Raw genomic sequence first — 13,139 nt, forward strand, 5'->3', positions numbered from 1 at the left:
TCTGGAGCGACCAGAGGGAGGGAGCGCAGCGACTGACCGGCGGGAGTGAAGAACCGGGTTAATAGGGCCCCACCCTCGAGGCGCGGAGCGCCTCCCAAATTCCAGCCCCACCCTCGAGCGGCGGAGCCGCTCCAATCAACACTGCATTACCCTGTTCGGGTGGCGATATCCAAGGTCGAGCGGCTGATGAATCTGGTCATCGCGCTGTTGTCGACTCGGCAGTTCCTGACTGCGGAGCGGATCCGGGAGAGCGTCGCGGGCTATGAGGACTGTGCCAGCGACGAGGCGTTCAGCCGAATGTTCGAGCGGGACAAGAACGAGCTCCGGGATCTGGGGATTCCGCTCGAGGTGGGGCCGTCGGGGCAGTTCTCCACCGTCGAGGGGTACCGCATCAACCGGGACGCCTATGAGCTACCCGATATCGATCTGAGCAGTGAGGAGTCGGCAGCGGTGGCGGTCGCGCTGCAGATGTGGGAGTCGCCGGAGTTGGCGTCGGCGGCCGCGGGGGCGCTGTTGAAGTTGCGGGCCGCCGGGGTGCATGTGGAAACCGATACCGCGTTCGCGGCCATTCCTGCCGTGCCGGCCCGGACCCGGGGTTCGGAACCGGTGCTGGGCAAATTGCTCGCGGCCATCGATGCCGGTCAGGCGGTGCGGTTCGAACATCGGGGGGCCAGCAATGCGCCGTTTCTGATGCGTGACGTCGAGCCGTGGGGGGTGGTGACGTTGCGGGGGCGCTGGTACCTGGTGGGGCACGACCGGGACCGGGACGCGGTGCGGACCTTCCGGTTGTCGCGGATCGGTGAGGAGATCACCGCGTATGGCCCGCGGAACGCGGTGCGCCCGCCGGCGGGCACCGACCTGCGCGAGATCGTGTCGCGGGTGACCGGGACCGTGCCGATCACCGGTTCGGCGACGATCTGGGTGGCGCAGGGCCGGGGCCGGGATCTGCGGCGTCTCGGTGAGGTGGTGGACAGCAGGGTCGTGGGTGGACGCCCGGGCAGTGTGGTGGAGGTGCCGATCCGGTCCCAGCATTGGCTGGCCAGGTTGATCACCGGGCTGGGCGCGGATGCGCTGGTGCTCGAACCGGCGGAGTTGCGCGCCGATGTGATGGCACGGCTGCGGTCCGTGATCGACCGGACCGAGGTGGTGTTATGAGCACGCGGTTGTCGGCCCGGCTGTCCCGGTTGCTGAATATGGTGCCGTATTTCGTGGCGAATCCCGGGATCAGCGCGGCGGAGGCGGCGGCCGATCTGGGTGTCACCACCAAACAGTTGATGGCCGATCTGAACCAGCTGTGGATGTGCGGGCTGCCCGGTTACGGACCGGGTGATCTGATCGACCTGTCGTTCTCGGAGGAGAGCGTGCAGGTGACGTTCACCGCCGGGATCGAACGTCCGCTGCGGTTGACCTCGATCGAGGCGACCGCGGTGCTGGTGGCGTTGCGGTCGATCGTGGATCTGCCCGGGATGGTCGATCCGACCGCGGCGCATGCGGCGATCGCGAAACTGGAGGCCGCGATCACCGGGGCCGCCCCGTCCGGGCCGGGCGATGCGGAGAGTCCGGGGTACGGTCCGCCCGAGGCGCCCGCCGTGGCCACGGTCCGGTCTGCGGTGGCCGGTGAGCGGGCGTTGCGTCTGGAGTACTACTCGGCCAGCCGCGATGTGGTGTCGACCCGGGTGGTCGATCCGATCCGGATCGTCGCGGTGGACGACAACAGTTATCTGCAGGGCTGGTGCCGCGAGGCCGACGGCGTGCGGTTGTTCCGGTTCGACCGGATCGAATCGGCGGCGGAACTCGACGAACCGGCCCGGCCGCCGCACGAGGCCCGGGCCACCGACGCCGGCCTCGATCTGTTCCAGGAGGACCCCTCGATCCCGCTGGCCCGCCTGCTGGTGGCGGCCGATTACGGCTGGGTGCTCGACCAGTATCCGATGCACCGGATCGCAGTCCATCCGGACGGCAGCCTCGAGGCGACCATGCGGTTCGCCACCCTCGACTGGATGGCGCGGCTGGTACTCGGCTTCGGGTCGGGTGTCACGGTGCTGGGCCCGCCGGAACTGGTGGCAGCGGTCCGCGAGCGCTCCGCCGCCGCCCTGGCCGCCTACCGCGAGGCCGGCCTCGACCCCGTGTCCTGAGCCCGGGCCGGGCCCGACCACCGTTGCCATCGCGAGGGCGTAGGGGCCGATGATCCGCAGCGTCTCCCAGGTGAGCGGAACGTAGGGAAGCAGGGATACCGGCAGACCGGACGGCAATACGCCCCACCGCGGGATGGAAATAGCCCACCCCGTCGCCGTCACCCCGTCACCCCTTTGCCCCCACTCCGTCGGTGCCGAGTTCAGCGAGGCCCCCAAAGGGTTCGGCCCGCGTCTGCTGTCAGCCCTCGAAGCGCATGTGGCGAAGCCACGAGTCTCGAGGGCTGACAGCAGACGCTCAGGGGGCCGAACCCCGCGCGCGCCAGCGCGCCAATAAACACAGCACCTTGGCGGGTGGGGTCACCTGCCCCACCTTCGCGAGCAACGCCACCCGCCCCACCTTCACAAGCAAGCCCGCCCCACCACCTCGACGGACCATGTGCCCCGAACCGGAGATCGACCGGCCACCGTCTCACACAAGGCCACAGATCCGGCGCCCGCCATCCGCCCCATTGCCTCCCCGGCCTGCGCCCCGCAATCACCGGCACAGATCCACACCCGGCCCATCCACAGAATCAGCCACCCTCCCAGCGCCGAGTCCAGCGAGGCCCACAAAGGGGACGCTCAAAGGGCCGAACCCCGCGCGGCGAAGCCGCGCCAAAAACACAGCGCCAAAAATACGGTGTTCGTCACCGTAACGGGGCGGGGGGTTTCGGTTGCGTGGCGGTGACCAGGGGAAACGGTACTCGTCGGTAGGAGAAACGGCTGGCGAATATGGTTGCCAAGTGCCCGGGGAGTCTTTATTGTCGAGCACGTGCATTTCCCTGCCGACGGCTTCTGTGCCGCGCCCCTCGTCGCTGATCGCGACGGCGCGGTGCTTCTCGCGCGTACCGCGCGGGCACGTCGGCTACTTGCCGTAGTAGTAACCCGCCGTAGCGGGGTCTGATTCGGACCGGCCCCCTCGCTGCGGGCCCCTTTTTCTTTCGCTTTTGCTGGTCCCCCTGAACTGCCTACCTTCTCTGGGAAGACCTACGTGCTCATGACCACTGTGATTCTGGAAAACGACACTCTGACCACAGCCGCTCCACGCAGCCTGCGCACCGAATGCGCCGAGCTGAGCGCGGCCCAATTCCATGACCGCTACGGCGAGTGCGCCGGCCCGATCCGGCTGGCGGGCTGGTCGTCGACGGGGGCGCGGGGTGGTGCCTTCACCGCGACCCTCGAGTTTCCGGGCTGGTCGCGCTCGGTGGTGGCCGCCGGTAACCCGATCGCCGCGATGACCTCCGCGTTGTACGAGGCGGGCTATCCGGTCGAGATTCTGCGATTCCATCAGCGTCACACCGCGGTGGGTACCGCCACGTTCGTGCAGTGTGAATCCGACGGCCGCCGGGGCTGGGGTGCCGCGCTGGCGACCGACGGTGCGGAATCGTCGGTGCGGGCGATGATCGCCGGCGTCAACCGGCTGGGCTGACGGCTATCCGTCGACGGCGGGCTCCGCACCATCCCCGGAAAGTGCGGAGCCCGCCGTCGTCGTTCGATGCTATTCGGCTGCTTCGCCGTTGGCGGCCTGTTGTTCGGCGAGTTGCTGCCGGACCTCGTCCATATCGAGCGCCTTGACCTGCGAGACCAGGTCTTCGAGCGCGGCCGGGGGCAGCGCGCCGGGCTGCGCGAAGACCAGGACGCCTTCGCGGAAGGCCATGATGGTCGGAATGGACTGGATGTTGGCGGCCGCGGCGAGGCCCTGTTCGGCCTCGGTGTCGACCTTGCCGTGCACGACGTCGGGGTGCTGATCCGACGACGCCTCGTAGGTCGGGGCGAAACTGCGGCACGGTCCGCACCAGGAAGCCCAGAAATCGACCAGCACCACGTCATTGCTGGTGACTATGTCATCGAAGTTCTGCTGCGTCAGTGTCTGGGTGGCCATGACGTCCTCTCGTGGTCGGTATACAGGCTGCAACGCCGGCCCCGGCCGTGGTTGTTCCGCGGCGGGTGTCCTACGCCACCGGATCCCACCCTAACCGCCGTGCCGGCGCATCGTGGGCGGGTGTCAGCCGTGTTCGGCGATGGCCCAGGCCCGCCGCCGGTCGCCGTCCCAGCGGCGTACGCCGACCACGGTGGCGGCCGTGTCCTTATCGGTCGCCACCGCCGCGACCGCCTCACCGATCCGCTGGGGTAGCACCCGCCGGGCCAGTGTGATGTGGGGTGTCCAGCGGCCGGGCCGCAGATTCGCGGGGATATCGGGGCATGGTGAGACCACCTGATGGACGCGGCGGTGCCAGGCGAGTAGCTGTTCGGTCGGCGTCACAGCGCGCACCAGGATGGGCCGGCGGGCACCGAAGACGAGCACCCCACCGAGGTGTATCGGGAAGGGGCGGAACGGCAATCCGTCGAGTTCCTGCTCGATACGCGGCCAGATCTGCCGGGCCACCGCGACCGTGATGTGCGGCCGGTGGCCGTCGAGATCACCGCTGGTCCGTCCGCCCCGTCCCAGTCCGGGTAGACCGGCTTCGGCGAGCAGTTCCCACTGCCGCCGGATCCGCTGCTCCGCTGCCTCGTCGAGCAGCAATTCCACCGACTGCACCATGATCTTCAGACGGTAACCCCTCGGCGGGCCGCGGCACCGGGCTATGGCCCGGACCGCCGCGCCCGAGATCAATTCTCGGTTACACCGGCTGTGTCGGGTGCTCCGGTGGCCTACTGTGCCTGGCAACGTCGACGTGTGGCGGTGGTCCCACGAATCCTCGCGAGCGGCAGGTGGTGGAGGTGGCTGATCGATCCGGGATCCGGCGGCGCCGGGTGTTGTGCGGGATCGCCGGGGTCCTGCTGACGGCGGGTTGCGTGACCAACGTCGAGGACACCGGGCCGGTTCCGCCCAAGGTCGCGGTGCAGACCGTGCCGGCGCTCGCCGAACGGGTTCCGGCCGAGATCAGGGCGGCGGGTGAAGTGGTTGTGGGGGTGAATGTGCCGTATCAGCCCAACGAGTACCGCGACCGGCACGGCGCGATCGTCGGATTCGACATCGATCTGATGGATGCCGTCACCGCGGTGCTCGGTATCCGGGCCCGCTACACCGAATCGGCGTTCGAGAAGATCATCCCGGCCGTGCAGGCCGGCACCTACGACATCGGAATGTCGTCGATCACGGATTCCGCCGAACGCGAGGAGCAGGTGGATTTCGTCACCTATTTCACCGCGGGGGTGCAGTGGGCGCAGCGCACCGGGGCCGAGGTGGACCCGGAGAACGCCTGCGGGAAGCGGGTGGCGGTGCAGGCGACGACGGTCGAGCATATCGAGGAGGTCCCGGCCAAGAGCGAGGCCTGTGTCGCGGCGGGTAAGGATCCCATCATCATCGATGCCTTCGACGAGCAGAGCGCGGTGACGAACGCGTTGGTGCTGGGGCAGGTCGACGCGATGTCGGCGGATTCCCCGGTCACCGCCTACGCGATCAAACAGACCGACGGCAAGATCGAACCCTCCGGTCCGGTATTCGACGCCGCGCCGTACGGATGGGCAGTGGCCAAGGGGTCGCCGCTGGCCCCGGTTCTGCGGGACGCGGTGCAGCACCTGATGGACGACGGCCGGTACCGGCAGATCACCGAGAACTGGGGTGTGCAGGAGGGTGCGCTGGGCACCTCCGTTATCAACGGCGCGAGGAGTTGACGCCATGACCGCCGATCCGAGCGCGTTCACCGCCGAGAAGGATCCGCCGGAAACCATCCGGGCCGTCCCGCTGCGCCGGCCCGGACGCTGGGCCTCTGTTGTCGTCATTCTGGTGCTGGCCGGTTTGTTCGTCTACGGTGCGGCCACCAATCCCGCCTACCGCTGGGATGTGTACTGGGATTATCTGCGGGATTCGCGGATCGCGGCGGGCGCGGTTGTCACCCTGCAACTCACGGTGCTCGCCATGGCGATCGCCGTCGTGTTCGGCACGGTGCTCGCGGTGATGCGGTTGTCCCCGAATCCGGTGCTGCGCGCCACCGCCTGGGTGTATCTGTGGGTTTTCCGCGGGACGCCGGTCTACGTGCAACTCGTGTTCTGGGGTCTGGTGCCGTCGCTGTATCAGCAGGTGGCGTTCGGGGTGCCGTTCGGGCCGCGGCTGTTCGAGGTCGATGTGCAGAGCTTGCGCGCGGCTTTCCTCTTCGCCGTGATCGGGCTCGCCCTCAACGAGGCCGCCTATATGGCCGAGATCGTGCGGGCGGGGATCAACTCCGTCGGCGAGGGCCAGCGGGAAGCCTCCGTCGCGCTCGGAATGTCCTGGTCGCAGACGATGCGCCGGACGGTGCTGCCGCAGGCGATGCGGGTGATCATTCCGCCGACCGGCAACGAGCTCATCAGTATGTTGAAAACGACCTCCCTGGTTGCCGCCATTCCGCTGAGCACTGATCTGTACGGCCGCGCCCGCGATATCTACGGAGTGAACTTCCTGCCGATACCGCTGCTGCTGGTCACCGCGACCTGGTATCTCGCGATCACCAGCGTGCTGATGATCGGCCAGTACTACCTGGAGAAATACTATTCGCGGGGTATATCCCGGCAGCTGACCGCGAAGCAGTTGCAGGAATTGGCCGACGCGCGGGGCGAGGTGCGGGCGAAATGAGCGATACGGCGGTTCCGATGATCCGGGCGGACCGGGTCTGCAAGAGCTTCGGTGCGCTGAAAGTGCTGGAGGGGATCTCGCTGGAGGTCCCGCGGGGCCAGGTGCTCTGCCTGATCGGCCCCTCCGGATCGGGGAAGTCGACGTTCCTGCGGTGTATCAATCATCTGGAACAGGTGGATGCCGGGCGGCTGTACGTCGACGGTGAACTGGTCGGCTATCGGGAGCGTAAAGGCCGCCTCTACGAATTGCATCCACGGGAAGCGGCCCGCCAGCGCCGCGATATCGGCATGGTCTTCCAGCATTTCAACCTGTTTCCGCACCGCACCGTTCTCGGAAATGTGGCGGAGGCGCCGACGCAGGTCAAGAAACAGTCGAAGGATCAGGCCCGGCAGCGGGCCCGGGAACTGCTCGAACGGGTGGGTCTGGCGGAGAAGGCGAACGCGTACCCGGCGCAACTGTCCGGCGGACAGCAGCAGCGGGTCGCGATCGCCCGGGCGCTGGCCATGGACCCGAAACTGATGCTGTTCGACGAACCCACCTCCGCCCTGGATCCCGAACTCGTGGGAGAGGTGCTCGCGGTGATGCGGGAATTGGCGGAATCGGGCATGACCATGGTCGTGGTCACCCACGAGATGGGGTTCGCCCGGGAGGTGGCCGACACCTTGGTGTTCATGGATCAGGGGGTGGTGGTGGAGTCGGGGCCGCCCGCGGAACTGCTGACCGCCCCCCGCCACGACCGCACCAAGGCATTCCTGTCCCGGTTGCTGTGAAACCGGCCCGCGCCGGTCAGCGGAAATGGATCCGTGCGGTGACCTGCTCGGTGAACTCACTGGTGGAGGCCAGTCCGCCGAGATCGGCCGTGGCGATGCCGGCGGCGAAGGTGGCCGCGACGGCGCGGTCGATCCGGTCGGCGGCGCGGGTCAGTGCCGGCCGGGAGTGCCGGGTGGCCAGCCAGCGCAGCAGCATGGCGGCCGACAGTTGCAGCGCCACCGGATCGGCCCGGTTCCGCCCGGCCAGATCGGGTGCCGCGCCGTGGACCGCCTGGGCCATCGCCCGGGTTTCGGAGCAGTTCAGGGAGGCGGCGATACCCAGCGACCCACCGAGCTGCGCGGCGAGGTCGGAGAGGATATCGCCGAACAGGTTCTCGGTGACGAGGACGTCGTAGTCCGCCGGGGAGCGGACCAGGTGGGCGGCGGCCGCGTCGACATGCTCGTCGTCGACCCGTACCCCGGGATACTCCGGCGCGACGGCGTAACAGGTATCGCGGAACAGGCCCATGGTCAACGGCAGCACATTGGCCTTGTGCACGATGGTCACCCGGCCGCGGCGGGCGGCGGCCAGCCGGAACGCCTCGTGCGCGATCCGCTCGGAGGCCGCCCGGGTCACCATGCCGACCGAGAGCGCGATCTCGGGGGTGGGGCAGAACTCGCCGGACCCGACGGCCATGTTCCGGTCGGCGTAGAACCCCTCGCTGTTCTCCCGGACGACCACCAGATCGATATCGGGTGCCGCCGCGGCGACACCCGGAAAGGCTTTCACGGGCCGGATATTGGCATGCAGTCCGAAATGCCGGCGGATGGCGCCACCGGGGGCGATGCGATGCTCCGGGGGATAGGAGGCGTTGTCGTGGGGTCCGAGGATCCAGCCGTCGGTCCCGCCCAGACCCGTGAGCGTGGATTCCGGTAGCGCCGTGCCGAATTCGTCGATGGCGCGGCGGCCCATCGGCAGCGCCACCCACGAGACCGGCGTGAGGCCTTCCACCGCGACGGCCTCGTCCACCACGCGCCGGGCCGAGGCCACCACCTCCGGTCCGATGCCGTCGCCGTCGACGATTCCGAGTCGCAGCGACTCGCCGGGTTCCGTGCGATCCATCCGGTCATGGTCGCAGGACCGGATGGATGGTCTCGGAGGCGGGCCCGGGCGTCCGGAGCCCGGCGTCGCCCATTCGAGCGACTTGTCCGGATTCGGAGCGCGATGCTATCTTAGTGATATCACTTTGATAGAGGGAGGATGTCATGACATTCCGGAACGCCGTTCGGGTCAACGGGTTCGTCGTGCTGCTGATCTGGCTGATCCTGACCATCGCCTTGGCGGCTGTGGCCATCGCGGGATTCGTCGCCGCCGCGCAGAACCAGAACACCGCCGGCCTGATCGGCGCGGTCGTCGCCTGCGTCCTGGCGGGACTGCTGCTGCTCGGGATCACCGGACTGACGGTGGTGAATCCGAACGAGGCGAAGGTGGTCCAGTTCTTCGGCCGCTACATCGGGTCGGTGAGCGATCCGGGATTCTTCTCGGTACTACCGCTGACCGATCGGCGCAGCATCTCGCTGCGGGTCCGCAACTTCGAAACCCAGAAACTGAAGGTCAACGACGCGGACGGTAACCCGGTGGAGATCGCGGCGGTGGTGGTCTACAAGGTCATGGACAGTTTCAAGGCCGCCTTCGCCGTCGACGACTACGAGGAATACGTGGAAACCCAGTCCGAGGCGGCGGTGCGTCACCTGGCGACCACCCACCCCTACGACGCCCACGAAGCCGACCGCACCAGCCTGCGCGACGGTGCCGAGGTCGCCGAGGAACTCACCGTGGAACTGCGGGAGCGCACAGCCACCGCCGGTATCGAAGTCATCGAGGCGCGGATCACCCACCTCGCCTACGCGCCGGAAATCGCCCAGGCGATGCTGGTCCGCCAGCAGGCGAACCAGGTCGTCGCCGCGCGGACCCGGATCGTGGAGGGTGCGGTCGGGATGGTCGGGCTGGCGCTGGAGCGGCTCACCGCCGAGGGCATGGTCGAACTGGACGAGGAACGCAAAGCGGCCATGGTGTCGAACCTGCTGGTGGTGCTGTGCGGTGACCGGCCGGTGAACCCCGTGGTCAATGCGGGATCGCTGTACAACTGATGGTCGAACGCAAGAAGGTCCTGCTCCGGCTCGACCCGGCGGTGTACGACGCGGTCGCGAAATGGGCGGCCGACGATCTGCGCAGTGTCAACGCGCAGATCGAGTTCGCCCTCCGGCGGGCGCTGGAGCAGGCGGGGCGGAAGGCCCGGCCGACCCGGAGTGACGACGATTAGACGGAGTGGTGGGCCGGTCTGTCGCTGGACGGGCCGGTCCGCCGGGGCGCGTGGGTGGGGATCTAGGTGGCGGGTGATTTCGGTTTGTGGGTGACGAAGATTGCGGTGCCAGGGAAGATCTGGCCGCGCAGAGGGCTCCACTGGCCCCATTCGCGGTCGAGCCATTCCGGCCAGTCGGGTTCGATGAGATCGTCGAGGACCAGGCCCGCCGCCGCTATTTCCCGGACGCGGTCGCCGAGGGTGCGGTGGTGTTCGACGTAGGTGCACCGGCCCTCGTCGTCGAACTCGGTGTAGGGGGTGCGGTCGAAATAAGGGATGACGGCCTCGAGGCCGGCGGGGCCCGGGTCGTCGCGGAATATCCAGCGGATCGGGTGGTTGACCGCGAAAACCCAGGATCCGCCCGGCCTCAGCACCCGGGCCACCTCGCGCATCACCCGCGCCGAATCGGCGACGAAGGGCACCGCGCCGAAGGCCGAACATGCCAGGTCGAAGGATTCGGCGGCGAAAGGCAGCGCCTCGGCGCCCGCCTGGACCAGCGGAATCCGGGGCCCGCCGCGGTCCATCGCGGCAAGCCCCCGCGACAGCATTTCGCGCGAGATATCCAGTCCCACCGGAGACGCACCCTGCCCGGCCAGCCACCGCGCGCACGGCGCCGATCCGCAGCCGACCTCCAGAACGCGTTTTCCGGCGAGCTCACCCAGCAGGCGCATATCGCCTTCGTGCAGGCCTTCCGGGCACCAGACGAATTCTCCGGCGGGGCTGTCGGTACCCAGGAAGTCCCCGTGGGTATCGTGGTACTGGCCGGCGTCGGCATCCCACCAGCGCCGGCTTGCGCGTTCGCTCTCGGTCGAACCGATCCGGGAACGTGCGGCGCCCGTGGTTCCCAGTACAGCGGTGGCCTGAGCGTGGCGATCTTGAACGAGGTCGTCGGACACGATGCGAAGCCTATATATCCGCCCCGGGGGGTCGTTTGCCCGGCTGGACGGGGGTCGCGTACGCTGAACGCGCAAGTGATCACACCCGGAGCCGCTGGGTGTATCGCAGCGTACCGAAAGTCTCAATGTCCGCAACCGATCACAATCCGTCCGGAGCAAACCGCCACATGCCCACCACCGTCACCTCGCCGCAGGTAGCCGTCAACGACATCGGCTCCGCCGAGGACTTCCTCGCCGCCATCGACGCCACGATCAAGTACTTCAACGACGGCGATATCGTCGAAGGAACCATCGTCAAAGTCGACCGCGACGAGGTCCTGCTCGACATCGGTTACAAAACCGAAGGCGTCATCCCGTCTCGCGAGCTCTCCATCAAACACGATGTCGACCCGAACGAGGTCGTTTCCGTGGGCGATGAGGTGGAGGCTCTTGTCCTCACGAAAGAGGACAAAGAGGGTCGCCTGATCCTGTCCAAGAAGCGGGCTCAGTACGAGCGCGCCTGGGGCACGATCGAGGAGCTCAAGGAGAAGGACGAGGCCGTCCGCGGCACTGTGATCGAGGTCGTCAAGGGTGGTCTGATCCTCGACATCGGTCTGCGCGGCTTCCTGCCCGCCTCGCTGGTCGAGATGCGCCGGGTCCGCGATCTGCAGCCGTACGTCGGCAAGGAGATCGAGGCCAAGATCATCGAACTCGACAAGAACCGCAACAACGTGGTCCTGTCGCGCCGTGCCTGGCTGGAACAGACCCAGTCCGAGGTGCGCAGCGAGTTCCTGCACCAGCTGCAGAAGGGCCAGGTCCGCAAGGGTGTGGTCTCCTCCATCGTCAACTTCGGCGCCTTCGTCGATCTCGGCGGTGTCGACGGTCTGGTGCACGTCTCCGAACTGTCCTGGAAGCACATCGATCACCCGTCCGAGGTGGTCGAGGTGGGCACCGAGGTCACCGTCGAGGTTCTCGACGTCGACCTGGACCGCGAGCGGGTCTCGCTGTCGCTGAAGGCCACCCAGGAAGATCCCTGGCGGCAGTTCGCCCGCACCCACGCCATCGGCCAGATCGTGCCGGGCAAGGTCACCAAGCTCGTTCCGTTCGGCGCGTTCGTCCGCGTCGAGGAGGGCATCGAGGGCCTGGTGCACATCTCCGAGCTGGCCGAGCGCCACGTCGAGGTCCCGGACCAGGTCGTGGTCGTCGGCGACGATGCGATGGTCAAGGTCATCGACATCGACCTGGAGCGTCGCCGGATCTCGCTGAGCCTCAAGCAGGCCAACGAGGACTACAGCGCCGAGTTCGATCCGTCGAAGTACGGCATGGCCGACAGCTACGACGAGCAGGGCAACTACATCTTCCCCGAGGGCTTCGATCCCGAGACCAACGAATGGCTCGAGGGTTTCGACAAGCAGCGGGAAGAGTGGGAAGGCCGCTACGCCGAGGCGGAGCGCCGGCACAAGATGCACACCGCCCAGATGGAGAAGATGGCGGCCGACGCCGCGGCCGAGGCCGTCAACGGCGGCGGGTCGTCGAACTACTCCTCCGAGAGCGGCGCGCAGACCAGCGGTGGCGGGCAGCCCGAGTCCGCCGGCGGCTCGCTGGCCAGCGACGCGCAGCTCGCGGCCCTGCGGGAGAAGCTTTCCGGTAACGCCTGAGGCGAATATCGGTAGCGGATAGCCGAACAGAAAAGACCCCGGTCCACGAGGACCGGGGTCTTTTCTGTGTCAGTACCCGACGGTGATGCGCCGCTGGATGAACCGCGGGACCTCGGCCTCGTCGATCAGCGCCACCGCGACGTCTTCGGCGGAGATATCGCGCCCGCCGGTATCGAGCAGCTGGTCGCCTCCGATCCGGAACCGGCCGGTGCGCTCACCGGGTTCGATCCGGCCCGACGACGGGCTCAGATACGTCCACAGGCGATTCGATACGCGGTAGACGTTCAATGCGTCCCGCAGTGCGGATACGACGCGGTAGTACTCAGCGGGCACCCCGAGATCGCGCGGCAGGTTCTCGGCGAACCCCGGTTCGTCCACCAGCTGCCGCCCGGGTGCCACTTCCAGGCTGCCGGCCCCGCCCACGGTGAGTACCCGGGTGGCCGGATACCGGGTCAGTGCCTGCACCATCGCGTGGGCGCCCACGACGAAATCGTCGGCCCGTGCGATCGTTTCCTCGATCCCGTGCCCGGCGTTGACGGCGCTGATCACCACATCCAGGCCGCCGATCGCCGCGGCGATGCTCTCCTCGTCACGCCAATCGGACACCTGCCAGTCCACGCTGCCCGGGTCTCGCGGGAACCGCGACCGGTCGGTGGTGAACGCCCGCACCGGGTGACCGCGGCGCACGGCCTCCGCGACCACGCGGGAACCGATGACGCCCGTGGCGCCGAAAACTCCGATATACATGCCCACTCCAGATGGCTA

At 67.9% G+C, this 13,139-nt stretch carries 14 protein-coding genes; 9 read left to right on the plus strand and 5 right to left on the minus strand.

Features of this window, described 5'->3' with window-relative positions:
- Positions 1-159 precede the first annotated feature (159 nt).
- From AB0F41_RS18995 to AB0F41_RS19005, 3 genes are all read left to right on the plus strand, one after another.
- The gene (locus tag AB0F41_RS18995) at positions 160-1,155 is read left to right on the plus strand and encodes a YafY family protein (protein WP_357425477.1); all 996 of its coding nucleotides are present in this window, start codon (positions 160-162) and stop codon (positions 1,153-1,155) included.
- Positions 1,152-2,135, plus strand: coding sequence for a YafY family protein (locus AB0F41_RS19000; protein ID WP_357425479.1), 984 nt, complete (start codon positions 1,152-1,154; stop codon positions 2,133-2,135). Before AB0F41_RS18995 ends, AB0F41_RS19000 begins: the two co-directional genes overlap by 4 nt.
- Positions 2,136-3,171: 1,036 nt before the next feature.
- Positions 3,172-3,603, plus strand: a complete 432-nt coding sequence (locus AB0F41_RS19005) for an alpha-isopropylmalate synthase regulatory domain-containing protein (protein ID WP_357425481.1) — start codon at positions 3,172-3,174, stop codon at positions 3,601-3,603.
- A 69-nt stretch (positions 3,604-3,672) separates the two neighbouring features.
- On the opposite strand, the gene trxA is transcribed toward AB0F41_RS19005, so the two are convergent.
- Both trxA and AB0F41_RS19015 read right to left on the minus strand, forming a co-directional pair.
- Positions 3,673-4,056, minus strand: coding sequence for a thioredoxin (gene trxA, locus AB0F41_RS19010; RefSeq protein ID WP_357425483.1), 384 nt, complete (start codon positions 4,054-4,056; stop codon positions 3,673-3,675).
- 123 nt (positions 4,057-4,179) lie between these two features.
- On the minus strand, positions 4,180-4,716 hold the full coding sequence (locus AB0F41_RS19015; RefSeq protein ID WP_357425485.1) for a 2'-5' RNA ligase family protein: 537 nt from the start codon (positions 4,714-4,716) through the stop codon (positions 4,180-4,182).
- Between the two features lie 179 nt (positions 4,717-4,895).
- On the opposite strand from AB0F41_RS19015, the gene AB0F41_RS19020 reads away from it, so the two are divergent.
- The 3 genes from AB0F41_RS19020 to AB0F41_RS19030 are packed head-to-tail and all read left to right on the plus strand — an operon-like array spanning position 4,896 to position 7,499.
- Positions 4,896-5,792, plus strand: a complete 897-nt coding sequence (locus tag AB0F41_RS19020; RefSeq protein ID WP_357425487.1) for an ABC transporter substrate-binding protein — start codon at positions 4,896-4,898, stop codon at positions 5,790-5,792.
- A 4-nt stretch (positions 5,793-5,796) separates the two neighbouring features.
- Positions 5,797-6,729 carry an amino acid ABC transporter permease gene (locus tag AB0F41_RS19025; RefSeq protein ID WP_357425488.1) on the plus strand — a complete coding sequence of 311 codons (933 nt, stop codon included), beginning with the start codon at positions 5,797-5,799 and terminating at the stop codon, positions 6,727-6,729.
- Positions 6,730-6,746: 17 nt separating this feature from the next.
- Positions 6,747-7,499 (plus strand): amino acid ABC transporter ATP-binding protein, encoded by a 753-nt coding sequence (locus tag AB0F41_RS19030; RefSeq protein ID WP_357425621.1) that lies wholly within the window; start codon positions 6,747-6,749, stop codon positions 7,497-7,499.
- A 16-nt stretch (positions 7,500-7,515) separates the two neighbouring features.
- Here AB0F41_RS19030 and AB0F41_RS19035 read toward each other — a convergent pair whose 3' ends face one another.
- Positions 7,516-8,601, minus strand: coding sequence for an isocitrate/isopropylmalate family dehydrogenase (locus tag AB0F41_RS19035; protein WP_357425490.1), 1,086 nt, complete (start codon positions 8,599-8,601; stop codon positions 7,516-7,518).
- 143 nt (positions 8,602-8,744) lie between these two features.
- Between AB0F41_RS19035 and AB0F41_RS19040 the strand changes: the two genes are divergently transcribed.
- Together AB0F41_RS19040 and AB0F41_RS19045 are read left to right on the plus strand one after the other, a co-directional pair.
- Complete coding sequence (locus tag AB0F41_RS19040; RefSeq protein WP_357425492.1) at positions 8,745-9,629, plus strand: SPFH domain-containing protein; 885 nt, start codon at positions 8,745-8,747, stop codon at positions 9,627-9,629.
- Positions 9,629-9,802, plus strand: coding sequence for a hypothetical protein (locus AB0F41_RS19045; RefSeq protein WP_357425494.1), 174 nt, complete (start codon positions 9,629-9,631; stop codon positions 9,800-9,802). Before AB0F41_RS19040 ends, AB0F41_RS19045 begins: the two co-directional genes overlap by 1 nt.
- A gap of 62 nt (positions 9,803-9,864) precedes the next feature.
- On the opposite strand, the gene AB0F41_RS19050 is transcribed toward AB0F41_RS19045, so the two are convergent.
- Entirely contained in the window at positions 9,865-10,737 is an 873-nt protein-coding gene (locus AB0F41_RS19050; protein ID WP_357425496.1) for a class I SAM-dependent methyltransferase, read from the minus strand.
- A gap of 167 nt (positions 10,738-10,904) precedes the next feature.
- Between AB0F41_RS19050 and rpsA the strand changes: the two genes are divergently transcribed.
- Positions 10,905-12,374 (plus strand): 30S ribosomal protein S1, encoded by a 1,470-nt coding sequence (gene rpsA / locus AB0F41_RS19055; RefSeq protein ID WP_357425498.1) that lies wholly within the window; start codon positions 10,905-10,907, stop codon positions 12,372-12,374.
- A gap of 69 nt (positions 12,375-12,443) precedes the next feature.
- On the opposite strand, the gene AB0F41_RS19060 is transcribed toward rpsA, so the two are convergent.
- Positions 12,444-13,121, minus strand: a complete 678-nt coding sequence (locus AB0F41_RS19060; RefSeq protein ID WP_357425500.1) for an NAD(P)H-binding protein — start codon at positions 13,119-13,121, stop codon at positions 12,444-12,446.
- Positions 13,122-13,139 lie beyond the last annotated feature (18 nt).

The sequence above is a fragment of the Nocardia sp. NPDC024068 genome, from assembly GCF_040638875.1.
Lineage (GTDB): Bacteria > Actinomycetota > Actinomycetes > Mycobacteriales > Mycobacteriaceae > Nocardia.